This window comes from Herbaspirillum sp. Her2, from assembly GCF_057961375.1.
Map to the genome: position 1 here is coordinate 1 of NZ_CM176331.1, position 24,670 is coordinate 24,670.

The window sequence follows — 24,670 nt, forward strand, 5'->3', positions numbered from 1 at the left end:
TGCTGCTGACGAACAAAACGATTCGCAGCGATGCAAACAGCGCCAAGCGCGTTTGCGGCAGACAAGATCTTTAAAAATTAACAGCCGATAAGCGTGGGCGTTTAATGAAGTGCGACAGGACTTCGGTTCTGGAAACTTTAAATATTAAATGCTCACAAGAAATATAGGTAAGTTCGCAAGAAATTACCTGTCAGTATTTTGAGAGAGCGATGCCCTTCGGGGTAGCCAGAAATGGCACAAAACAGAGATTAAACTAAAGAGTTTGATCCTGGCTCAGATTGAACGCTGGCGGCATGCCTTACACATGCAAGTCGAACGGCAGCATAGGAGCTTGCTCCTGATGGCGAGTGGCGAACGGGTGAGTAATATATCGGAACGTGCCCTAGAGTGGGGGATAACTAGTCGAAAGACTAGCTAATACCGCATACGATCTACGGATGAAAGTGGGGGATCGCAAGACCTCATGCTCCTGGAGCGGCCGATATCTGATTAGCTAGTTGGTGGGGTAAAAGCCTACCAAGGCAACGATCAGTAGCTGGTCTGAGAGGACGACCAGCCACACTGGGACTGAGACACGGCCCAGACTCCTACGGGAGGCAGCAGTGGGGAATTTTGGACAATGGGGGCAACCCTGATCCAGCAATGCCGCGTGAGTGAAGAAGGCCTTCGGGTTGTAAAGCTCTTTTGTCAGGGAAGAAACGGTAGTAGCTAATATCTACTACTAATGACGGTACCTGAAGAATAAGCACCGGCTAACTACGTGCCAGCAGCCGCGGTAATACGTAGGGTGCAAGCGTTAATCGGAATTACTGGGCGTAAAGCGTGCGCAGGCGGTTGTGTAAGTCAGATGTGAAATCCCCGGGCTCAACCTGGGAATTGCATTTGAGACTGCACGGCTAGAGTGTGTCAGAGGGGGGTAGAATTCCACGTGTAGCAGTGAAATGCGTAGATATGTGGAGGAATACCGATGGCGAAGGCAGCCCCCTGGGATAACACTGACGCTCATGCACGAAAGCGTGGGGAGCAAACAGGATTAGATACCCTGGTAGTCCACGCCCTAAACGATGTCTACTAGTTGTCGGGTCTTAATTGACTTGGTAACGCAGCTAACGCGTGAAGTAGACCGCCTGGGGAGTACGGTCGCAAGATTAAAACTCAAAGGAATTGACGGGGACCCGCACAAGCGGTGGATGATGTGGATTAATTCGATGCAACGCGAAAAACCTTACCTACCCTTGACATGGATGGAATCCCGAAGAGATTTGGGAGTGCTCGAAAGAGAACCATCACACAGGTGCTGCATGGCTGTCGTCAGCTCGTGTCGTGAGATGTTGGGTTAAGTCCCGCAACGAGCGCAACCCTTGTCATTAGTTGCTACGAAAGGGCACTCTAATGAGACTGCCGGTGACAAACCGGAGGAAGGTGGGGATGACGTCAAGTCCTCATGGCCCTTATGGGTAGGGCTTCACACGTCATACAATGGTACATACAGAGGGCCGCCAACCCGCGAGGGGGAGCTAATCCCAGAAAGTGTATCGTAGTCCGGATTGGAGTCTGCAACTCGACTCCATGAAGTTGGAATCGCTAGTAATCGCGGATCAGCATGTCGCGGTGAATACGTTCCCGGGTCTTGTACACACCGCCCGTCACACCATGGGAGCGGGTTTTACCAGAAGTGGGTAGCCTAACCGCAAGGAGGGCGCTCACCACGGTAGGATTCGTGACTGGGGTGAAGTCGTAACAAGGTAGCCGTATCGGAAGGTGCGGCTGGATCACCTCCTTTCTAGAGTGCGCACGAAGTTAAGCGTCCACACTTATCGGCTGTAAATCAAGAACAGTTATTTGGTGAAGCACGGTCCGTGACACAAGGTCACTGACTGGCTACTGATACTGATCCAAGCGGGTCTGTAGCTCAGCTGGTTAGAGCACCGTGTTGATAACGCGGGGGTCGTTGGTTCGAGCCCAACCAGACCCACCAAGGTTTCGGGGGTTTAGCTCAGCTGGGAGAGCACCTGCTTTGCAAGCAGGGGGTCGTCGGTTCGATCCCGTCAACCTCCACCAAGAAATATCAAACCTAAGTCAGCGTGTATGACGTAGCGATTTAGGTTTGATCTTTTACGATCAATGGCTGTTTTTGTTCTTTAACAATCTGGAAGAAGTAAAGATTCATTTGATGATGAATGCTAGGACTGCGGTCCTTGTATGAATCAAAAAAATGGGTGTGATTGTATCAATCAAAGTATTACGAAGTGATCTTAGCAATTAGAAGACTTACTTTGGAATACGGCAAACGCTAAAACTCAACGCTTCATATAACGCTCTTGCAAAAGAGGCTAACGTTATAGGAACAAGCGAATAAGTGCACATGGTGGATGCCTTGGCGATTACAGGCGATGAAGGACGTAGTAGCTTGCGATAAGCTGCGGGGAGCTGGCAAACAAGCTTTGATCCGCAGATTTCCGAATGGGGAAACCCGGCCGTAAGGTCATCGTTATCTGAATACATAGGGTAACGAAGCGAACGTGGCGAACTGAAACATCTAAGTAGCTACAGGAAAAGAAATCAACCGAGATTCCCAAAGTAGTGGCGAGCGAAATGGGATCAGCCTGCAAGATTTAGCATCAACGATAGCAAAACGGAATGGAAAGTCCGGCCATAGTGGGTGATAGCCCCGTATGCGAAATCGATGGTGTGGAACTAGGCTTGCGACAAGTAGGGCGGGACACGTGAAATCCTGTCTGAACATGGGGGGACCATCCTCCAAGGCTAAATACTCGTAATCGACCGATAGTGAACCAGTACCGTGAGGGAAAGGCGAAAAGAACCCCGGAAGGGGAGTGAAATAGATCCTGAAACCGTGTGCATACAAACAGTAGGAGCCCTGTAAGGGGTGACTGCGTACCTTTTGTATAATGGGTCAGCGACTTACATTCAGTGGCAAGCTTAACCGAATAGGGAAGGCGCAGAGAAATCGAGTCCGAATAGGGCGTTCAGTCGCTGGGTGTAGACCCGAAACCAAGTGATCTATCCATGGCCAGGTTGAAGGTGCGGTAACACGCACTGGAGGACCGAACCCACTAATGTTGAAAAATTAGGGGATGAGCTGTGGATAGGGGTGAAAGGCTAAACAAACTTGGAAATAGCTGGTTCTCTCCGAAAACTATTTAGGTAGTGCCTCAAGTATCACCATCGGGGGTAGAGCACTGTTATGGCTAGGGGGTCATCGCGACTTACCAAACCATTGCAAACTCCGAATACCGATGAGTGCGAGCTTGGGAGACAGACGCCGGGTGCTAACGTCCGACGTCAAGAGGGAAACAACCCAGACCGCCAGCTAAGGTCCCAAAGATTGGCTAAGTGGAAAACGAAGTGGGAAGGCTAAAACAGTCAGGAGGTTGGCTTAGAAGCAGCCATCCTTTAAAGAAAGCGTAATAGCTCACTGATCGAGTCGTCCTGCGCGGAAGATGTAACGGGGCTAAGCCAGTCACCGAAGCTGCGGATATCCGCAAGGATATGGTAGGAGAGCGTTCTGTAAGCCTGTGAAGGTGTCTTGTAAAGGATGCTGGAGGTATCAGAAGTGCGAATGCTGACATGAGTAGCGATAATGCGGGTGAAAAGCCCGCACGCCGTAAGCCCAAGGTTTCCTGTTCAACGTTCATCGGAGCAGGGTGAGTCGGCCCCTAAGGCGAGGCAGAGATGCGTAGCTGATGGGAAGCAGGTTAATATTCCTGCACCGTCGTTAGATGCGATGGGGGGACGGATCGCGGAAGGTTGTCCGACTGTTGGAATAGTCGGTTTTTGCATCGAAGAAGGCTGTTAGGCAAATCCGGCAGCGTAATTCAAGGGTGTGAGACGAGCGAACTTGTTCGCGAAGCAATCGGAAGTGGTTCCAAGAAAAGCCTCTAAGCTTCAGTCTAACGAGACCGTACCGCAAACCGACACAGGTGGGCGAGATGAGTATTCTAAGGCGCTTGAGAGAACTCGGGAGAAGGAACTCGGCAAATTGGTACCGTAACTTCGGGATAAGGTACGCCCAAGTAGTTTGACTGGCCTGCGCCAGAAGGACAAAAGGGTTGCAATAAAATGGTGGCTGCGACTGTTTAATAAAAACACAGCACTCTGCAAACACGAAAGTGGACGTATAGGGTGTGACGCCTGCCCGGTGCTGGAAGATTAAATGATGGGGTGCAAGCTCTTGATTGAAGTCCCAGTAAACGGCGGCCGTAACTATAACGGTCCTAAGGTAGCGAAATTCCTTGTCGGGTAAGTTCCGACCTGCACGAATGGCGTAACGATGGCCACACTGTCTCCTCCCGAGACTCAGCGAAGTTGAAATGTTTGTGATGATGCAATCTACCCGCGGCTAGACGGAAAGACCCCATGAACCTTTACTGTAGCTTTGCATTGGACTTTGAACCAATCTGTGTAGGATAGGTGGGAGGCTTTGAAGCGTGGACGCTAGTCTGCGTGGAGCCGACCTTGAAATACCACCCTGGTTTGTTTGAGGTTCTAACCTTGGTCCGTTATCCGGATCGGGGACAGTGCATGGTAGGCAGTTTGACTGGGGCGGTCTCCTCCCAAAGTGTAACGGAGGAGTTCGAAGGTACGCTAGGTACGGTCGGACATCGTGCTAATAGTGCAATGGCATAAGCGTGCTTAACTGCGAGACTGACAAGTCGAGCAGGTACGAAAGTAGGACATAGTGATCCGGTGGTTCTGTATGGAAGGGCCATCGCTCAACGGATAAAAGGTACTCTGGGGATAACAGGCTGATTCCTCCCAAGAGTTCATATCGACGGGGGAGTTTGGCACCTCGATGTCGGCTCATCACATCCTGGGGCTGTAGCCGGTCCCAAGGGTATGGCTGTTCGCCATTTAAAGTGGTACGTGAGCTGGGTTTAAAACGTCGTGAGACAGTTTGGTCCCTATCTGCCGTGGGCGTTGGAAGTTTGAAGGGGGCTGCTCCTAGTACGAGAGGACCGGAGTGGACGAACCTCTGGTGTATCGGTTGTCACGCCAGTGGCATTGCCGAGTAGCTAAGTTCGGAAGAGATAACCGCTGAAAGCATCTAAGCGGGAAACTCGCCTTGAGATGAGACTTCCCGGGAACTCAGATTCCCCTAAAGGGTCGTTCGAGACCAGGACGTTGATAGGTCAGGTGTGGAAGCGCAGTAATGCGTTAAGCTAACTGATACTAATTGCCCGTGCGGCTTGTTCCTATAACATTAGCTCTGTTATAGACAAGTTGAGCATATATTGTGTTTGCCCTAGTGCATCACACCCAAGAATCTACTAAATACTTCTTCCAGTTTGGGTTGGTTGCTGCTCCGTCGAGAGCAACTGACTTTACAAGTTATGCCTGATGACTATAGCAAGTTGGTACCACCCCTTCCCATCCCGAACAGGACCGTGAAACGACTTCGCGCCGATGATAGTGCTGCAACCAGTGTGAAAGTAGGTCATCGTCAGGCTTGTTACTCCCAAGAACCCTCGTTACGCAAGTAGCGAGGGTTTTTGCTTTTAAGTATACGTGTGAGACCCTGACGTATGAATGAGTCTTCACCGAGCTGGCCGGAACAACGGTGACCGCTGAAAAGCGAACCAGGTTGAACCGGAAAGCAAAGAGGCATGAAGCAGTGTGAAGTACGTTTTAAATGGAAGTAGTCAAAGCCGAAGTTAAGCGAGACGAAAAGATTTAAAACGAATCGCAAAAAAGTAGTTGACGCGATAAACAAACTGCTACATAATCTCGTTTCTCTGCTGCTGACGAACAAAACGATTCGCAGCGATGCAAACAGCGCCAAGCGCGTTTGCGACAGACAGATCTTTAAAAATTAACAGCCGATAAGCGTGGGCGTTTAATGAAGTGCGACAGAGCCTCGGTTCTGGAAACTTTAAATATTAAATGCTCACAAGAAATATAGGTAAGTTCGCAAGAAATTACCTGTCAGTATTTTGAGAGAGCGATGCCCTTCGGGGTAGCCAGAAATGGCACAAAACAGAGATTAAACTAAAGAGTTTGATCCTGGCTCAGATTGAACGCTGGCGGCATGCCTTACACATGCAAGTCGAACGGCAGCATAGGAGCTTGCTCCTGATGGCGAGTGGCGAACGGGTGAGTAATATATCGGAACGTGCCCTAGAGTGGGGGATAACTAGTCGAAAGACTAGCTAATACCGCATACGATCTACGGATGAAAGTGGGGGATCGCAAGACCTCATGCTCCTGGAGCGGCCGATATCTGATTAGCTAGTTGGTGGGGTAAAAGCCTACCAAGGCAACGATCAGTAGCTGGTCTGAGAGGACGACCAGCCACACTGGGACTGAGACACGGCCCAGACTCCTACGGGAGGCAGCAGTGGGGAATTTTGGACAATGGGGGCAACCCTGATCCAGCAATGCCGCGTGAGTGAAGAAGGCCTTCGGGTTGTAAAGCTCTTTTGTCAGGGAAGAAACGGTAGTAGCTAATATCTATTACTAATGACGGTACCTGAAGAATAAGCACCGGCTAACTACGTGCCAGCAGCCGCGGTAATACGTAGGGTGCAAGCGTTAATCGGAATTACTGGGCGTAAAGCGTGCGCAGGCGGTTGTGTAAGTCAGATGTGAAATCCCCGGGCTCAACCTGGGAATTGCATTTGAGACTGCACGGCTAGAGTGTGTCAGAGGGGGTAGATTCCACGTGTAGCAGTGAAATGCGTAGATATGTGGAGGAATACCGATGGCGAAGGCAGCCCCCTGGGATAACACTGACGCTCATGCACGAAAGCGTGGGGAGCAAACAGGATTAGATACCCTGGTAGTCCACGCCCTAAACGATGTCTACTAGTTGTCGGGTCTTAATTGACTTGGTAACGCAGCTAACGCGTGAAGTAGACCGCCTGGGGAGTACGGTCGCAAGATTAAAACTCAAAGGAATTGACGGGGACCCGCACAAGCGGTGGATGATGTGGATTAATTCGATGCAACGCGAAAAACCTTACCTACCCTTGACATGGATGGAATCCCGAAGAGATTTGGGAGTGCTCGAAAGAGAACCATCACACAGGTGCTGCATGGCTGTCGTCAGCTCGTGTCGTGAGATGTTGGGTTAAGTCCCGCAACGAGCGCAACCCTTGTCATTAGTTGCTACGAAAGGGCACTCTAATGAGACTGCCGGTGACAAACCGGAGGAAGGTGGGGATGACGTCAAGTCCTCATGGCCCTTATGGGTAGGGCTTCACACGTCATACAATGGTACATACAGAGGGCCGCCAACCCGCGAGGGGGAGCTAATCCCAGAAAGTGTATCGTAGTCCGGATTGGAGTCTGCAACTCGACTCCATGAAGTTGGAATCGCTAGTAATCGCGGATCAGCATGTCGCGGTGAATACGTTCCCGGGTCTTGTACACACCGCCCGTCACACCATGGGAGCGGGTTTTACCAGAAGTGGGTAGCCTAACCGCAAGGAGGGCGCTCACCACGGTAGGATTCGTGACTGGGGTGAAGTCGTAACAAGGTAGCCGTATCGGAAGGTGCGGCTGGATCACCTCCTTTCTAGAGTGCACACGAAGTTAAGCGTCCACACTTATCGGCTGTAAATCAAGAACAGTTATTTGGTGAAGCGCGGTCCGTGACACAAGGTCACTGACTGGCTACTGATACTGATCCAAGCGGGTCTGTAGCTCAGCTGGTTAGAGCACCGTGTTGATAACGCGGGGGTCGTTGGTTCGAGCCCAACCAGACCCACCAAGGTTTCGGGGTTTAGCTCAGCTGGGAGAGCACCTGCTTTGCAAGCAGGGGGTCGTCGGTTCGATCCCGTCAACCTCCACCAAGAAATGTCAAACCTAAGTCAGCGTCGCAAAACGCAAGACGTAGTGATTTAGGTTTGATCTTTTACGATCAATGGCTGTTTTTGTTCTTTAACAATCTGGAAGAAGTAAAGATTCATTTAAACGATCGCCAGGACTTCGGTTCTTGCGAAAGTAAAAATGGGTGTGATTGTATCAATCAAAGTATTACGAAGTGATCTTAGCAATTAGAAGACTTACTTTGGAATACGGCAAACGCTAAAACTCAACGCTTCATATAACGCTCTTGCAAAAGAGGCTAACGTTATAGGAACAAGCGAATAAGTGCACATGGTGGATGCCTTGGCGATTACAGGCGATGAAGGACGTAGTAGCTTGCGATAAGCTGCGGGGAGCTGGCAAACAAGCTTTGATCCGCAGATTTCCGAATGGGGAAACCCGGCCGTAAGGTCATCGTTATCTGAATACATAGGGTAACGAAGCGAACGTGGCGAACTGAAACATCTAAGTAGCTACAGGAAAAGAAATCAACCGAGATTCCCAAAGTAGTGGCGAGCGAAATGGGATCAGCCTGCAAGATTTAGCATCAACGATAGCAAAACGGAATGGAAAGTCCGGCCATAGTGGGTGATAGCCCCGTATGCGAAATCGATGGTGTGGAACTAGGCTTGCGACAAGTAGGGCGGGACACGTGAAATCCTGTCTGAACATGGGGGGACCATCCTCCAAGGCTAAATACTCGTAATCGACCGATAGTGAACCAGTACCGTGAGGGAAAGGCGAAAAGAACCCCGGAAGGGGAGTGAAATAGATCCTGAAACCGTGTGCATACAAACAGTAGGAGCCCTGTAAGGGGTGACTGCGTACCTTTTGTATAATGGGTCAGCGACTTACATTCAGTGGCAAGCTTAACCGAATAGGGAAGGCGCAGAGAAATCGAGTCCGAATAGGGCGTTCAGTCGCTGGGTGTAGACCCGAAACCAAGTGATCTATCCATGGCCAGGTTGAAGGTGCGGTAACACGCACTGGAGGACCGAACCCACTAATGTTGAAAAATTAGGGGATGAGCTGTGGATAGGGGTGAAAGGCTAAACAAACTTGGAAATAGCTGGTTCTCTCCGAAAACTATTTAGGTAGTGCCTCAAGTATCACCATCGGGGGTAGAGCACTGTTATGGCTAGGGGGTCATCGCGACTTACCAAACCATTGCAAACTCCGAATACCGATGAGTGCGAGCTTGGGAGACAGACGCCGGGTGCTAACGTCCGACGTCAAGAGGGAAACAACCCAGACCGCCAGCTAAGGTCCCAAAGATTGGCTAAGTGGAAAACGAAGTGGGAAGGCTAAAACAGTCAGGAGGTTGGCTTAGAAGCAGCCATCCTTTAAAGAAAGCGTAATAGCTCACTGATCGAGTCGTCCTGCGCGGAAGATGTAACGGGGCTAAGCCAGTCACCGAAGCTGCGGATATCCGCAAGGATATGGTAGGAGAGCGTTCTGTAAGCCTGTGAAGGTGTCTTGTAAAGGATGCTGGAGGTATCAGAAGTGCGAATGCTGACATGAGTAGCGATAATGCGGGTGAAAAGCCCGCACGCCGTAAGCCCAAGGTTTCCTGTTCAACGTTCATCGGAGCAGGGTGAGTCGGCCCCTAAGGCGAGGCAGAGATGCGTAGCTGATGGGAAGCAGGTTAATATTCCTGCACCGTCGTTAGATGCGATGGGGGGACGGATCGCGGAAGGTTGTCCGACTGTTGGAATAGTCGGTTTTTGCATCGAAGAAGGCTGTTAGGCAAATCCGGCAGCGTAATTCAAGGGTGTGAGACGAGCGAACTTGTTCGCGAAGCAATCGGAAGTGGTTCCAAGAAAAGCCTCTAAGCTTCAGTCTAACGAGACCGTACCGCAAACCGACACAGGTGGGCGAGATGAGTATTCTAAGGCGCTTGAGAGAACTCGGGAGAAGGAACTCGGCAAATTGGTACCGTAACTTCGGGATAAGGTACGCCCAAGTAGTTTGACTGGCCTGCGCCAGAAGGACAAAAGGGTTGCAATAAAATGGTGGCTGCGACTGTTTAATAAAAACACAGCACTCTGCAAACACGAAAGTGGACGTATAGGGTGTGACGCCTGCCCGGTGCTGGAAGATTAAATGATGGGGTGCAAGCTCTTGATTGAAGTCCCAGTAAACGGCGGCCGTAACTATAACGGTCCTAAGGTAGCGAAATTCCTTGTCGGGTAAGTTCCGACCTGCACGAATGGCGTAACGATGGCCACACTGTCTCCTCCCGAGACTCAGCGAAGTTGAAATGTTTGTGATGATGCAATCTACCCGCGGCTAGACGGAAAGACCCCATGAACCTTTACTGTAGCTTTGCATTGGACTTTGAACCAATCTGTGTAGGATAGGTGGGAGGCTTTGAAGCGTGGACGCTAGTCTGCGTGGAGCCGACCTTGAAATACCACCCTGGTTTGTTTGAGGTTCTAACCTTGGTCCGTTATCCGGATCGGGGACAGTGCATGGTAGGCAGTTTGACTGGGGCGGTCTCCTCCCAAAGTGTAACGGAGGAGTTCGAAGGTACGCTAGGTACGGTCGGACATCGTGCTAATAGTGCAATGGCATAAGCGTGCTTAACTGCGAGACTGACAAGTCGAGCAGGTACGAAAGTAGGACATAGTGATCCGGTGGTTCTGTATGGAAGGGCCATCGCTCAACGGATAAAAGGTACTCTGGGGATAACAGGCTGATTCCTCCCAAGAGTTCATATCGACGGGGGAGTTTGGCACCTCGATGTCGGCTCATCACATCCTGGGGCTGTAGCCGGTCCCAAGGGTATGGCTGTTCGCCATTTAAAGTGGTACGTGAGCTGGGTTTAAAACGTCGTGAGACAGTTTGGTCCCTATCTGCCGTGGGCGTTGGAAGTTTGAAGGGGGCTGCTCCTAGTACGAGAGGACCGGAGTGGACGAACCTCTGGTGTATCGGTTGTCACGCCAGTGGCATTGCCGAGTAGCTAAGTTCGGAAGAGATAACCGCTGAAAGCATCTAAGCGGGAAACTCGCCTTGAGATGAGACTTCCCGGGAACTAGATTCCCCTAAAGGGTCGTTCGAGACCAGGACGTTGATAGGTCAGGTGTGGAAGCGCAGTAATGCGTTAAGCTAACTGATACTAATTGCCCGTGCGGCTTGTTCCTATAACATTAGCTCTGTTATAGACAAGTTGAGCATATATTGTGTTTGCCATAGTGCATCACACCCAAGAATCTACTAAATACTTCTTCCAGTTTGGGTTAGTTGCTGCTCCGTCGAGAGCAACTGACTTTACAAGTTATGCCTGATGACTATAGCAAGTTGGTACCACCCCTTCCCATCCCGAACAGGACCGTGAAACGACTTCGCGCCGATGATAGTGCTGCAACCAGTGTGAAAGTAGGTCATCGTCAGGCTTGTTACTCCCCAAGAACCCTCGTTACGCAAGTAGCGAGGGTTTTTGCTTTGTGCGCTCGATTTATGATTACAGCGCGGTCGATGCGAAAGACGGTTCGATGGGAGTAAAAAGTTTCGAACGGTCCGAGGATCGATAATCTGCGTTTCATCCTTGCCGCTGCGTGGTGCCGGGCGCTTCAAGCTGCGCGAGCGAGACCTTTTTGCCGTCATATCGTCCTGCTGGCATTCAACGTCTATTCTTAGTTTTATTCACAGACGGAAATCACTGCGCTCGGTCTCTGTGCATTTTCTTATACACAGACATTTAGGATCTGAAAGATCAATTGACTCCAAACACCCGTAATAAGGCACTCCGGGAAATCCAAACCTTAGATTTATACACAGCCTGCGCTAACAACCCCAGTAGCAGTTAATTTATGCACAGGCAAAAATCTAACATTCAGGAGCAGGTCAGTCCCCCCTGATATGCAATAGCAGTCATTCACCACTCGCGACCCTCTCTCAAAACACCAGACAATAAAAAAGCCGGCAAAGCCGGCTTCTTCATTTTCAGCAGTACAAGCTCAGATCATCAGAACTTGTAAGCCACACGTGCCACGGCAAAGTTCACGCCGCCGTTGGGTTGCTTGATGCCACCGTTGGAGAAGTGCTGCAGGCGGATGCCCAGGTCCAGGCCATTGCTGAACACATAGCCGGCACCGATGTGGTCACCGAACTGGAAGGCGGTCGACAACACCTTGTCATTGTTGCGGTAGAGCTTGGAGAACAGGTGCACGCCGATACCGGCTTCACCGTAGAAACCCTTGCCGTCATCGCGCTGGAAACGCAGCACCGGGGTCAGACCCAGGTCGATCAGGTTGCCGCTGTCATTGGTGTTGTTGTAGTGGTTCATGCGCCAGTTGGCCAGCGACAGATCCCAGTAACCACCGACGTGGGTGCCGTTGGACTGCCAGAAATTCCAGTTCGGACCCCAGTTGAACTGGGCACCGATACGGGCCAGCTGGGTGTTGTTGCCAGTACCGTACTCCAGCGACATGCCGTCGATGGCGTAGCTGGGCGACTGGATGGCAATGGCGGCAACGCCAGCAAAAGCGATCTTGGCGACCAGGCTCTTCAATTTAGTCATGGATTCTCTTTCAGCGCGTAAATGGTTTTGAAGGATCTTTGCTTGTATTCGGCGCGGCGCAAGGGCAGCCGCGGGGACGCGATATTCTCTCATAATCATCACAAATGCATACTCGCGTGAAATATTGTGCCGCGTCCTTACCACAGACGGCGCGCAGCCTCATGGGCGATAGCTGTACTCAAGTCTTCCCGCCACCTCCACGCGAATGGCCAGCACATGTCCAGACAGCGGATATTGGGCAAGCTCCGCCTCGCTGCGGCCATTGCGTCCGGTCGTGATGAAGAGCGTGCGCAGATCCTCGCCCCCAAATGCCACCATCGTCGGACAGCGCGCCGGCACGCGGATCTCCTGCAGGATCTCGCCCTGTGGCGACAGCCGCAACACCCGCCCTCCCTCGAACATCGCACACCAGTACGCACCTTCGCTATCGACCGCGGCACCATCCGGACGTCCGCCGTAATCGGGCGCAGTCTTGTCGCTGTCGAACTGGCGCAGCAGGCGGCAATTGCTGGTCTGGCCGGTAGCCAGATCATAGTCATGGACGTTGATGCGGTGCGCCGGCGTATTGGCGTGATACATCAGGCGCTGGTCCGGGCTGAACGCCACGCCATTGGAAGTGACCACGGCATGATGCGCATCACGCAAGGCATTACGTTCGAAGCAATACAAGGTGCCGCCATCCCGATCACGCGGCTCATAGATGGTGCCGCACCAGAAGCGGCCAGAGGCATCGCAGCGCCCGTCATTGAAGCGGATGCGTGCCATATCGTAGGGCGCTTCCAGCAGCGCCGTCAGCGCGCCATTGCCAGTATTGAGATGGAACATGCCCGACCGCAACGCCACCACCAGCCCGCCTTGCGCATGCTTGACGATACTGCCGGGTTCTTCCGGCATGTCCCAGCGCTGGTGCTGCTGCGTGGCCAGTACGCGCTTGTGGACGGCCTTGCCGGGAATGTCGATCCAGTAGAGTGCTGCTTCCTCCGCGTGCCACAGGGGCGATTCGCCCAGCAGCATCGGTTCGGGAGAAACGGTGGTGAAGGTGTCAGCAGTCAATGTGGGAGATGCCTGGGACATGGAGCTTGCCTGTAAGCATGAATGAGTAAGCGCTCATTATGCCGCGCGGATCTGGTTTGATAAACCTGATCCGCAACATCCCTCACGCCAGCAGGAGGATCAGCGCGCAGCGCGCCAAAAGAAAAACGGCATGCGCGCAGCATGCCGTCCTGATCTGGCGGACCGTTCGTATCATCCGCATCGTCCTGATGCGAGACCCTCGAACGATCATCCCATCCCCTGCTTAGTTGGACCACCCACCATCAATCATGTGGATCGATCCGGTAGTGAAGTTCGACTCGTCCGATGCCAGGTACAAGGCCAGTGCCGCCACTTCCTCGGCCTTGCCGATGCGGCCCATGGGTTGGCGGGCCACGAAGGCGGCGCGGACTTCGTCTTCGCTCTTGCCGGTCTCCTTGGCTTGCGTGCTGATGCGCTGGTTCAGCGAGGGCGATTCAATGGTGCCCGGGCAGATCGCATTGCAACGGATGCCCTGCGCCACGAAGTCCGCCGCCACCGACTTGGTCAGCCCCACTACGGCCGCCTTGGAGGCTCCGTAGGCAAAGCGATTGGCCACGCCCTTCACGCTCGATGCGGCCGAGGCGATGTTGACGATGGAGCCGGCCTTCTTGGCCAGCATGCCCGGCAGCACCGCACGGATGGTGTGGAACATGGCCTTGGCATTGAGATTGAAGGAGAAATCCCAGGCCTTGTCATCGCACTCCAGAATGTTGCCGGCCGCCACGTAGCCCGCGCAGTTGAAGAGGACATCGACGGTGCCGACCTTGGCCACCAGCGCCTTGATGGCGTCGTCGTCGGTGACGTCCAGCAGATGTGTCTCCACACCAGCGATGGAGGCGAGCTCCTCCAGATGCGTCTTGCTGATATCGGTAGCGATCACGCGAGCGCCTTCACGCGCAAACAATTCAGTCGAGGCGCGGCCAATACCTTGGGCCGCAGCAGTGATGAGGACGGTCTTGCCGGCGAGGCGGCCAGTGGATGCGGACATGCTTGTTCCTTTGCGATTAAACGAGTTTGCGATTGGCGAGATTCTTGTACAGCGCGGTGAGCCCGAAAGTCCACGGTGCGGTCTGGTCGCTGAAGTTCACGGTGTTCACCAGCGCACCCAGCTTGGGGGTGGAGATCGTCACGATGTCGGCGACCTGGTGGGTGAAGCCCTGGCCGGGACCAAAACGGTCCTGGGTCGGTGCGAACATGGTCCCCAGGAACAGTACCAGTCCATCCGGATACTGGTGATTGGGACCGATCGCATGCTCCACCAGCTGCAGCGGATCGCGGCTGATCATGGACATCGAGCTGCTGCCCTTGAGCGTGAAGCCTTCCGTACCATCGACCCGCATTGTAAGTTCGGCGCGACGCACATCGTCAATTGAAAAGTTTGCATCGAACAGGCGAATGAAAGGCCCGACTGCGCAGGAAGCATTGTTGTCCTTGGCCTTGCCCAGCAGCAGGGCACTGCGGCCTTCGAAGTCGCGCAGGTTCACATCATTGCCCAGGGTCGCTCCCACCACCTTGCCATGGCTGTTGATGGCCAGCACGATTTCCGGCTCGGGATTGTTCCAGGCCGACTTGGGGTGAATGCCGACTTCATCGCCCAGGCCCACCGACGACATCGGCTGTGCCTTGGTGAAGATTTCCGCATCCGGGCCGATGCCCACTTCCAGGTATTGCGACCACACGCCTTGCTCCAGCAGCACTTCCTTCAGGCGCGCAGCTTCCGGTGAGCCCGGCACCACGCTGGAGAGGTTGTCGCCGATCACCGCCGTGATCGCCTTGCGCACCGATTCCGCCTTGCCGGCGTCACCGCGCGCCTGTTCCTCGATCACGCGCTCCAGCATGCTGGCCACGAAGGTCACGCCGCTGGCCTTGACGGCCTGCAGATCGATGGGGGCCAGCAGCCAGGGGCGCGAGGTATCACGATGGGCGGCGTCGGCATTGTCGAGCAACTCCTGCAAGGTCGCGATGCGGGTCATGTTGGTGGCGGCGCGCACGGCGGCGGCCGGGTTGTCGAGTTCCAGCAATTCGCTGGAGGTGGCGGCGATGAGCGTGAGGTCATACGCACCGTCGGCGTCGATCCGCACCAGCACCGGGCCCACGCCCGGTTGCCAGAGGCGGCCGATCAGCGTGGCCTGCGCGTGGTCTTCAGGCAGGTGGGCCTGAAGCGAATAAGTGTGTGCCATGTTCTTGATTCCTTATGTTGGAGGCGGACCCGGATGACTCGGGAAGCGGGCGTCGCCACGATGTCGTGTTCTGCAAGGGGGAAGACTCACTGCGGGCGAAACATCCTCTTCCCCGTGGATGCCCGAAGGCAAGGATGCTTGGCCGGCAGTCCGTATTACGCGACCCGGGCCGGCGTAATACGGATCACCATGATTCACTGCGGGATAACACTAGCCCGGCCGCAGCCGGGCCTTCACGATCTGCATCAGCATCAGGTATAGACACCGATGTGCCAGGGCACGAATTCATCCTGTCCGTAGCCATGCAGCTCGCTCTTGGTCTTCTTGCCCGATGCCGTATCGAGGATCATCTGGAAGAAGCGTTCACCGACCTCCTGCGGAGTGACATTGCTGTCGGCAATCTCGCCGCAGTTGATGTCCATATCTTCTTCCTGGCGTTGCCACAGCGCAGTGTTGGTGGCCAGCTTGAGCGACGGTGCCGGTGCGCAGCCATAGGCCGAACCGCGGCCCGTGGTGAAGCAGATCATGTTGGCCCCTCCGGCGACCTGGCCGGTGGCCGAGATCGGGTCGTAGCCCGGCGTATCCATGAAGACGAAGCCGCGTGCGGTGACCGTCTCCGCATACTTGTAGACATCCACCAGGTTGGTGGTGCCGCCCTTGGCGACCGCGCCCAGCGACTTCTCGAGGATGGTGGTCAAGCCACCGGCCTTGTTGCCCGCTGAAGGATTGTTGTTCATCTCGGCATCGTTCTTGGCGCAATACTCCTCCCACCAGGCGATGCGGGCCAGCAGCTTCTCACCGACTTCCGGCGATACCGCGCGGCGGGTGAGCAGGTGTTCGGCGCCATAGATTTCCGGCGTTTCGGAAAGAATGGCCGTGCCGCCATGCCGCACCAGCAAGTCCACTGCCGCACCCAGCGCCGGATTGGCCGTGATGCCCGAATAGCCATCCGAACCACCGCACTGCAGGCCCAGCGTCAGGTGCTTGGCCGACACCGGCTCGCGCTTGATGTCATTGGCCTTGGGCAGCATCTTCTTGATCTTCTCGATCCCCAGCGCCACGGTCTTGGCGGTGCCGCCGGTGCCCTGGATGGTGAAGGTGTGGAAGTATTCGCCTTCCTTCAGGTTGTGGCTTTCCATCAGGCCCGAGATCTGGTTGGTCTCGCAGCCCAGGCCCACCACCAGCACCGCAGCGAAGTTGGGATGGGTGGCGTAACCCGCCAGCGTGCGGCGCAGGATCTGCAGCGGCTCGCCCTGCGAATCCGTGGCGCAACCCTGGCCGTGGGTCAGGGCCACCACGCCATCGATGTTGGGATAGTCGGCCAGCACTTCGGGATGGATGTCGCGGCGGAAGTAATCGGCGATGGCGCGTGCCGCGGTGGCCGAGCAGTTCACCGAGGTCAGTACGCCGATGTAGTTGCGCGTGGCCACGCGGCCATCGGGGCGCACGATGCCCATGAAGGTGGCGGGCTCGGCGACGAAATCGACCGGCTTCACGTCCGCGCCGAAATGGTGTTCACGCGAGAACTCGGCCATGGCCAGGTTGTGCGTGTGCACGTGCTGGCCGGGCGCGATGTCCTGGCTGGCCGTGCCGATGATCTGGCCATAGCGCTTGACCGGCTCGCCCGCAGAGATGGCGCGGGTCGCCATCTTGTGGCCGGCGGGAATGAGGCCCTGGACTTTGAGGCCGCCTTCGTCCTGCAGCACGGTGCCGGAGATGAGCTGCTGGCGGGCGATGACGACATCATCGACCGGGTTCAGGCGGATGACGGGAGAGTTGGCTTTCATGTTGGTCTCGGAGAACGTGGATGCTGCAGGCTGGCCGCGCAGGCGGCGGGCGCATGCCGCGCTGGCTGGCGCGGCATGCCGGAAACGACGGTCTTACTTGGGCGCGAACTGCGCCAGGTCAGGCATGGGGCTGCCTACCCATTGCTGGTAGATGCCGGGCAGCTTGCCATTCTTGAGGTTGGCGGTGATCCATTCGTTGAGCCACTTTTCCAGTGCCGGCTCGCCCTTGCGCAGGCCGATGGCATAGGGAATGTCCTTGATGGCGAACTTGGTTTCCAGGTTCTTGGACGGATTCTGCTTGGCAATGGCCGAGGCCAGCGAATTGGGCGTGCACAGTGCATCGACCTGGCCCGAGATAATGGCCGCGGTCACGGTGGCATCGTCATCGAAACGCACGATGTTGGTTCCCTTGGGGGCCAGCGGGGTCAGCAGCGAATCCTGCATGTTGCCGCGAACCACCGCCACGCGCTTGCCGACCAGATCATTGAGGCCCTTGATGTTCTCGCCCTTGGGTGCGGCCACCACGAACTGCGAGGCACCGTAGGGCTGGGTGAAGGCCACCACCTTCTGGCGTTCCGGCGTGATCGAGAAGGACGAGATCACCATGTCGGCCTTGCCGGTCATCAGGAAGGGAATGCGATTGGGGCCGGTGACCTGCACGATCTCCAGTTCCACACCCATGTCCTTGGCCAGCAGGCGCGCGGTTTCCACATCCGAGCCCTGCGGCTCCAGCTTGGCGTTGGTCATGCCGAAAGGCGGCGCGCCGAGGTCGATGGCGATCAGCACCTTCTTGCGCGCCTTGATGTCGGCCAGGGCATCGGCATGTGCGGCCTGGGCAAAACAAGCCAGGCCCAGCACGACGGCGGCGGCCTTCCTGGTGAAGTTGAACAGTTTTTTCATTGATGTCTCCTGGGTGATTGTAGGGATGCTGCTGAAAACAAAATCCATACAAGATGGATAGGCGATCTTTTACAGATCGCTTGATACGAACTTCTGCAACTCGGCGGTTTTCGGATTGCTGAAGAGTTCGTCGGGCGGACCGATCTCCCACACCTGGCCCTGGTGCATGAACACCAGTACATCGGCCAGCTTGCGGGCAAAGGCCATCTCGTGCGTGACCAGTACCATGGTCATGCCGCCACGGGCCAGGTCTTCCATGACCTTCAGCACTTCGGCGGTCAGTTCCGGATCCAGCGCCGAGGTCACTTCATCGAACAGCATCAGTTCCGGCGCCATGGCCAGCGAGCGGGCGATCGCCACGCGCTGCGCCTGGCCGCCCGAGAGCTGCTCGGGGTAGGCTTCCTTCTTGTTTTCCAGGCCCACCAGCTGCAGAACCTTGTGGGCGATCTTCTTCGCTTCCTCGGTGGACATCTTCTTGATGGTGGTCAGCGCCAGCGTGATGTTGCGCTCCACGGTCAGGTGCGGGAACAGGTTGTAGCTCTGGAAGACGATGCCGACCTGCTTGCGCAATTCGCGCAGGTTCAGCTTGTCCGGATGATGGATATCATGTCCGCATACATGGATGTTGCCGCCATCCACTTTCTCCAGACCGTTCAGGCAGCGCAGCAGCGTGCTCTTGCCCGAACCGCTCTTGCCGATGATGGCCACCATCTGGCCCTTCTGCACATCCAGCGAAACACCGTTCAATACCTTGTTGCTGCCGAAGCTCTTGTGCAGATCATTGATCTTAACGATGGCTGACATTCAATTTCCTTTCAAAGTGCTTGGACAGCGCCGACAGCGGGAAGCACAGGCAAAAATAGATGAGTGCGACGCAGCCGAACACGGTGAACGGCTGGAAGGTCGAGTTGTTGATGATCTGGCCGGCGCGCGAGAGATCGACGAAGCCGATCACCGAGGCCAGCGAGGTGTTCTTGACGATCTGCACCATGAAGCCCACGGTGGGTGGCGTGGCGATCTTGACCGCCTGCGGCAGGATCACCTTGGTGAGCTGCTCGAAGCGGTTGAAGCCCAGGCATTCCGAGGCTTCCCACTGGGTCTTGGGGACCGCCTGGATGCAGCCGCGCCAGATCTCGCCGAGGAAGGCAGCGCAGTAGATCGCAAAGGAAATCCCGGCCGCCACCAGCGGGGTGAGCTTGAAGCCGGCGATGGCGAGCCCGAAGTAGGCCACGAACAGGATCACCAGCAGCGGGATGCCCTGCACCACCTGGATGTAGGTACTGGCGATCCCCCGCAGCAGGGCATTGGGCGAGACCCGCCACAGGGCGATCACGAAGCCGGCCACGCCACCGAAGACGAAGGCCACCAGCGACAGCACCACGGTCCAGACGGCGGCTTGCAGCAGGTATTCCACGTGCAGGAAACTGAATGCGTTCATCGCGCCTCCTTACAGGTTGGTGCCAAGCTTGCGCTTGCGCACGAAGGCCATCTGGCTGATTGCCCAGAATGCGCCACGGAACAGGAAGGACAGGGCGAGATACGCCACCGCGATGACCGCATACACCTCGAAGCTGCGGAAGGTTTCCGACTGCACCAGGTTGGCGGTGGCGGTCAGCTCTTCGGCCGAGATCTGCGAGGTGATGCTGGAAGCCAGCATCAGCAGGATGAACTGGCTGGTCAGCGAGGGATAGACGCGCTCCACCGCCGGCAGCAACACCACGTGCCAGTACACGTGAAAGCGCGACATGCCCAGGCATTCAGCCGCCTCGATCTGGCCCGGATGAATGGAGTTGATGCCGGCGCGCATGATCTCGGTGGTGTAGGCGCCGACGTTGACGGTGAGCGCAATGACGGCAGCGGTCTCGGCGGTGAGCTTCCAGCCGATGCTGGCCAGGCCGAAGAACACCAGGAACACCTGCACCAGCAGCGGCGTATTGCGGATGATCTCGACATACGCCTGTACCAGGCCGCGCACCAGCGCCAGCCGGCTCTTGCCGGCAATCGCACCGAGCGTGCCGACCACGAAGCCCAGTGCGATGGACAGGGCCGAGAGCTGTATCGTCAGCCAGGCACCCATCAAGAGGCGATCCCAGTTGGCGAACACGCTCATGAAATCGAAGGTGTAATTCATCGACGCTCCGTCCGTGCAGCGTCAGGGGAAGGGGGATACAGCAGCATGAGGGTGGTCTCCTTTTTGATTTTCCTGGGGGCGGCCTCTTGTTGGGTGACCTTGAGGTCGGGGCCTTGGCATGATTGCCGGTACTGCTGCGCCTTGCGGCGCGCCTGGGTCCGGGCGGCGCGGCTACAGCTGCCTGACGCCACCCGGTCGCAAGTTCGATTGCACGTGCTGGATGCCATTGACCAGCGGTGCGCCGAAATCGGGAATGCTGATCTCGATGCTGTCACCATCCTCGGTGCGCACGCTGTAGGCGAACGACAGGTTGGCCGCGCCCATGAAGTGCGCATGCACGTCGCCCGCATGCAGCAGGTGCGCGTACTTGAAGGTGTGGTATTCGAGGTTCTCGATGGAGTGGCACATGTTGTCCGGGCCGGTCAGGAATTCCTGTTCCCAGATCACGCGGCCACGGCGACGGATGCGTGTCATGCCGACCAGGTGCGCCGGGGGCAGGCCCACCAGCAGCTCCGGACCGAAAGCGCAGTGGCGCAGCTTGGAGTGGCCTTGATACAGGTAATTGCTGCGCTCCATCACGTGATCCGAAAACTCGTTGCCGATGGCAAAGCCGAGGCGGCGCGGACAGCCTGCGTCATCGATCAGGTAGAGCCCGACGATCTCCGGTTCTTCGCCGCCATCGAGGGCAAAGTCGGGACGCGGCAAGGGCTGGCCGGGCGCGACGATGCAATGGCCATCGCCCTTGTAGAACCATTCGGGCTGCACGCCCACGGTGCCCGGCGCGGGGCGGCCGCCGGCGATGCCCCATTCGATCATCAGTTGCGTATCGGTCTTGTCGAGCTCATCGCCTTCGATGCGGCGATGCATCTTGTCGCGCGTGGTGGCGCTGCCCAGGTGCGTGGTACCGGCACCGGAGACGCGGCAGTGGGCCGGGTCGGGATGGTCCAGCGGGGCCAGGATGCGGCCCTCGGCCAGGATCGCGGCATAGTCTTCGGAGCGGTCGGTATTGAGCAACTGGGCCAGGCGTTCCAGCCCGGTATGGCGTTCGATGGCCAGCAAGCCGAGTTCGCGCATGGTGTCGACCTCGCCCAGCACCTGGATGCTGGCGCCATTGACGATGCCGACGCGGCGTTGGCCATGCAGATCGCGATATTGAATCAGCCTCACCAGGTCTCCTTTGCCGTCGTCATCCATATGGCCGCCGGTCAGGGGCGGTCAGGGTCCAGGGGAGCGATGTGCAGAACAGGGGCTGCGATTCGCACGCGGCAGGAAACTGCCGCCAGGCGAAGCCACCTGTGGATCAATCTGCCCGTCGTCTCCTGAGCTTTTTTCACGCATCGCCGTGGGCAGGGGGCAGATGCGCTAGCATTGTGTTTTTTCCGGGACGACTATAAGAGGCTGAACCAAGGATGTCTAATGAGCTTAATTCATCGGGTGATAACCGACTCGGCGAGGAGGGCGCGGCAGGCGATGCACTGCCTTCGGTCGGTTCCATCGTCAGCCGCCTGCGCTTTCGCCAGGTCGCGCTGCTGACGGCGCTCGACGAGCAGGGCTCCCTGCACAAGGCAGCCGAAGTGATGCACATGACCCAGCCGGCCGCCACCAAGGCCTTGCATGAAATGGAAGATGCGCTGGGCGTGACGCTGTTCGACCGCTCACCGCGCGGCATCGAGGCCACCGAGCTGGGCCGCTGCGTGATCCGCTATGCGCGCCTGATCCAGAGCGATGTCGCCAACCTGCGCGAAGAATTGCAGAACATGATCAGCGGCCGCGGCGGCCGCTTGTCCATCGGCACCATCATGGGGGCGGCGCCCTTCGTCACGCGTGCGCTGTCGCGCCTGCGCGAGATCCAGCCGGACGTCTCCATCGAGATCAGCGAAGACACCAGTGCCCGCCAGCTGCTGCTGCTGGACCAGGGCCGCATCGACCTGATGATCGGCCGTTCCTCGGTCAGCTCGCAGCCCAACCTCTACCATTACGAAATGCTGCGTGGCGAGCCCATGTGCATCGTCAGCGGCATCGACCATCCGCTGGCCACGGCGCAGAAGGTGCGCCTGCAGGAGCTGGCCGATGCCTCGTGGATTCTCTATTCGAGCAACATGCCCATGCGCATCTGGATCGAGCACGAGTTCAAGCTGGAAGGCGTGAAGGTGCCGGGCAACGTGATCGAGACCGCCTCGCCCTTCGTCACCATCACCCTGCTGGCGCAATCGAACATGGTGGCGGTGATGCCGCTGGACATCGCGCATTTCTTTGCTGCGCGCCAGATGCTGGGGATCCTGCCGGTGAACCTCAAGACCCGCATCGAGCATTACGGCATCGTCACGCGCAAGAACAGTACCTTGTCGTCGCTGGCCAAGATGTTCATCCAGATCCTGCGGCAGCAAAATTGAGCCAACCGCCGCGTTGCGTTCCTGACGTTTTTTTTACAGGCTAGGGTTTTTCCGGATGCCGTCAGGCGTGATTTTCCTGTTAGTGTTCGTCTGCGGTCGGGGTGGCCGCAGACTTTCCCTCAGAATCCGCTTTCTCCGGTTGGCCTTCATGAATTTGCGTCTTACGCGTGCGCGCACGCGCCTTGCTGCTCTCGGTCCTGTTTCCCCTCCTGCCTCTGCCGCTCGTGCCGTGCTGGCCGCGCTCTGCGTGACCGGCGCCCTGCTGCTGGCAGGCTGCGCCGCACAGAAGCCCGCACCGCTCGACGAGGCCGCCCGGCAAGCCAAACAGGCCAAGCTGGACCAGGCCCTGGCACTGTTCTCGGCCAACCCGCCGGAAGGCTTGCCGACCGGTTGGGAGCCGCTGGTCTTCACCCGCAAGAAGATTCCTACCGAATACCGTCTGGTGCAGGACAATGGCCGCAGCGTGCTGCACGCCTTTGCCGACCGCGCCTCATCCGGCCTGCGCCATGCGGTCGACATCGACATCAACAAGAAGCCCTGGCTGACCTGGAGCTGGAAAGCCGCCGGTCTGATTCCCACGGCCGATCTCACCCACCGGGAAACCGATGATTCGCCGGTGCGCATCGTGCTGGCCTTCGATGGCGACCACGACAAGCTCTCGCTGATGGATACCATCCTCTTCGATACGGCCAAGCTGCTGACCGGGCATGAGCTGCCTTATGCCACGCTGATGTATGTGTGGGATCCCAAGGTGCCGGTCGGTACGGTGATCGCCAACGGCCGCACCGGCCGCATCCAGATGCTGGCGGTGGAAAGCGGTGCGGAGCATGTGGGGCAGTGGTGCAATTACCAGCGCAACGTCGCGGAAGACTACGAGCGTGCCTTCGGTGAAAAGCCCGGCCGCCTGATCGGCGTGGGCGTGCTTACCGATACCGACAACACCGTGCAGAAGATGGAAGCCTGGTATGGCGACATCCGCCTGATGCGCGATGCGCAGGCGGTGCCGGCTCCCTGAGGATTGACGTGCCGCGGGCTCAGACCCCACGCCACCAGGCGGCAACGTGGCCCCAGAAACCCTTGGGGCCGGTCTCGAAGAGCCAGGGCTTTTCGCGCTTGAGCTTGTCCATCATGTCCTGCTCGGCCTTCTCCGAGACATTTCCATAGGCGCGCCCGAGTTTCAGCAGGGTGCGCAGGGCTCCCAGCTTTTCCCGCGCCACCATGCCCGAGGCATGTTCGATGGCGATATGGGTCTCGCGCAATTCCTGCACCATGGCATGGGCCAGTTGCGAGGCCGGTGTCTTCAGGCGTTCCTGCACTACCGCGATATTCGTGGCGGACGCCTTGATCTGCGAGGCCAGCACGTCGATCTGCGTTTCATCGCCCTTGGCCTGCTTGATGATGGCGCCGGCCCAGGCGCGCGAGGCATTGACCAGTTCCTCGGTGCCCCAGTCGTGGCGCACCGCAATCCAGAACCCGTAATTGGCCGCCTGTTCGATCAGGATCTGCACCACGTCCGGGAATTCCTTGTCCATCGCCCGGCGCGCCCACGCATACTGGCCCGAGAGCATCAGGTGCTGCACCGCCTCTTCGGTGAGGAAGTTGGTGTTCTCGGAGAGCTTGGCCAGCAGGTAGCTGTCGAAGGAAGGTTTGACGAAACCCGAATCGATCTTGGTCGAGAGCCGCACGAAGTTGTGATAATCCCGCTCCAGCGAGTCGTAGATATCGTCCTTGAGGATGAGTTTGATCTGTTTCATGCGGCTTCCCCTCGGACCGTGTCCGATGTTGTTGTTGCGCCGACAAGGCCATGCGGCATGCCGGACTGGTTGTGATGACGCGGTGTCAATGCTGATGCT

At 56.7% G+C, this 24,670-nt stretch carries 13 protein-coding genes, 3 tRNA genes and 6 rRNA genes; 11 read left to right on the plus strand and 11 right to left on the minus strand.

Going from position 1 to position 24,670, the window contains the following annotated elements:
* Window positions 1-250 precede the first annotated feature (250 nt).
* From ACWHXP_RS00005 to rrf (ACWHXP_RS00045), 9 genes are all read left to right on the plus strand, one after another.
* A 16S ribosomal RNA gene (locus ACWHXP_RS00005) occupies window positions 251-1,783 on the plus strand.
* Between the two features lie 118 nt (window positions 1,784-1,901).
* Window positions 1,902-1,978: transfer RNA gene (locus ACWHXP_RS00010), tRNA-Ile, on the plus strand.
* Window positions 1,979-1,985: 7 nt separating this feature from the next.
* Window positions 1,986-2,061: transfer RNA gene (locus ACWHXP_RS00015), tRNA-Ala, on the plus strand.
* Window positions 2,062-2,345: 284 nt separating this feature from the next.
* Window positions 2,346-5,218: ribosomal RNA gene (locus ACWHXP_RS00020) — 23S ribosomal RNA — on the plus strand.
* Between the two features lie 139 nt (window positions 5,219-5,357).
* Window positions 5,358-5,470, plus strand: a 5S ribosomal RNA gene (rrf, locus tag ACWHXP_RS00025).
* A 536-nt stretch (window positions 5,471-6,006) separates the two neighbouring features.
* Window positions 6,007-7,537, plus strand: a 16S ribosomal RNA gene (locus ACWHXP_RS00030).
* Window positions 7,538-7,655: 118 nt separating this feature from the next.
* Window positions 7,656-7,732, plus strand: a tRNA-Ile gene (locus ACWHXP_RS00035).
* Window positions 7,733-8,101: 369 nt separating this feature from the next.
* A 23S ribosomal RNA gene (locus ACWHXP_RS00040) occupies window positions 8,102-10,973 on the plus strand.
* A gap of 139 nt (window positions 10,974-11,112) precedes the next feature.
* Window positions 11,113-11,225: ribosomal RNA gene (rrf, locus tag ACWHXP_RS00045) — 5S ribosomal RNA — on the plus strand.
* Together the 16S, 23S and 5S rRNA genes with 3 tRNA genes alongside form the textbook arrangement of a ribosomal RNA operon.
* Window positions 11,226-11,797: 572 nt before the next feature.
* Here the strand turns inward: rrf (ACWHXP_RS00045) and ACWHXP_RS00050 are convergent.
* The 10 genes from ACWHXP_RS00050 to araD1 form a co-directional block, all read right to left on the minus strand.
* Window positions 11,798-12,352 carry an acyloxyacyl hydrolase gene (locus ACWHXP_RS00050; RefSeq protein WP_121043921.1) on the minus strand — a complete coding sequence of 185 codons (555 nt, stop codon included), beginning with the start codon at window positions 12,350-12,352 and terminating at the stop codon, window positions 11,798-11,800.
* Between the two features lie 159 nt (window positions 12,353-12,511).
* Complete coding sequence (locus ACWHXP_RS00055) at window positions 12,512-13,426, minus strand: SMP-30/gluconolactonase/LRE family protein (RefSeq protein WP_489634753.1); 915 nt, start codon at window positions 13,424-13,426, stop codon at window positions 12,512-12,514.
* 223 nt (window positions 13,427-13,649) lie between these two features.
* Window positions 13,650-14,414, minus strand: coding sequence for an SDR family oxidoreductase (locus tag ACWHXP_RS00060; protein ID WP_489634752.1), 765 nt, complete (start codon window positions 14,412-14,414; stop codon window positions 13,650-13,652).
* A gap of 16 nt (window positions 14,415-14,430) precedes the next feature.
* On the minus strand, window positions 14,431-15,606 hold the full coding sequence (locus ACWHXP_RS00065; RefSeq protein ID WP_489634751.1) for a fumarylacetoacetate hydrolase family protein: 1,176 nt from the start codon (window positions 15,604-15,606) through the stop codon (window positions 14,431-14,433).
* Window positions 15,607-15,857: 251 nt separating this feature from the next.
* A complete protein-coding gene (locus ACWHXP_RS00070; RefSeq protein WP_134223313.1) occupies window positions 15,858-17,393 on the minus strand; it encodes a UxaA family hydrolase in 1,536 nt (511 codons plus the stop codon).
* Window positions 17,394-17,486: 93 nt separating this feature from the next.
* Window positions 17,487-18,293, minus strand: coding sequence for a transporter substrate-binding domain-containing protein (locus ACWHXP_RS00075; RefSeq protein ID WP_039786863.1), 807 nt, complete (start codon window positions 18,291-18,293; stop codon window positions 17,487-17,489).
* Between the two features lie 69 nt (window positions 18,294-18,362).
* Window positions 18,363-19,097 carry an amino acid ABC transporter ATP-binding protein gene (locus ACWHXP_RS00080; RefSeq protein ID WP_034333235.1) on the minus strand — a complete coding sequence of 245 codons (735 nt, stop codon included), beginning with the start codon at window positions 19,095-19,097 and terminating at the stop codon, window positions 18,363-18,365.
* A complete protein-coding gene (locus tag ACWHXP_RS00085) occupies window positions 19,081-19,731 on the minus strand; it encodes an amino acid ABC transporter permease (RefSeq protein WP_121043912.1) in 651 nt (216 codons plus the stop codon). Before ACWHXP_RS00085 ends, ACWHXP_RS00080 begins: the two co-directional genes overlap by 17 nt.
* A gap of 9 nt (window positions 19,732-19,740) precedes the next feature.
* Window positions 19,741-20,424 (minus strand): amino acid ABC transporter permease, encoded by a 684-nt coding sequence (locus ACWHXP_RS00090; RefSeq protein WP_121043909.1) that lies wholly within the window; start codon window positions 20,422-20,424, stop codon window positions 19,741-19,743.
* 171 nt (window positions 20,425-20,595) lie between these two features.
* The gene (gene araD1 / locus ACWHXP_RS00095; RefSeq protein ID WP_489623771.1) at window positions 20,596-21,591 is read right to left on the minus strand and encodes an AraD1 family protein; all 996 of its coding nucleotides are present in this window, start codon (window positions 21,589-21,591) and stop codon (window positions 20,596-20,598) included.
* Between the two features lie 242 nt (window positions 21,592-21,833).
* On the opposite strand from araD1, the gene ACWHXP_RS00100 reads away from it, so the two are divergent.
* Complete coding sequence (locus ACWHXP_RS00100; RefSeq protein ID WP_034333243.1) at window positions 21,834-22,817, plus strand: LysR family transcriptional regulator; 984 nt, start codon at window positions 21,834-21,836, stop codon at window positions 22,815-22,817.
* A gap of 148 nt (window positions 22,818-22,965) precedes the next feature.
* Complete coding sequence (locus tag ACWHXP_RS00105; protein ID WP_489634750.1) at window positions 22,966-23,832, plus strand: DUF3047 domain-containing protein; 867 nt, start codon at window positions 22,966-22,968, stop codon at window positions 23,830-23,832.
* A gap of 19 nt (window positions 23,833-23,851) precedes the next feature.
* Here ACWHXP_RS00105 and ACWHXP_RS00110 read toward each other — a convergent pair whose 3' ends face one another.
* Entirely contained in the window at window positions 23,852-24,571 is a 720-nt protein-coding gene (locus ACWHXP_RS00110; protein ID WP_121043903.1) for a DUF4088 domain-containing protein, read from the minus strand.
* Window positions 24,572-24,670: the final 99 nt, after the last annotated feature.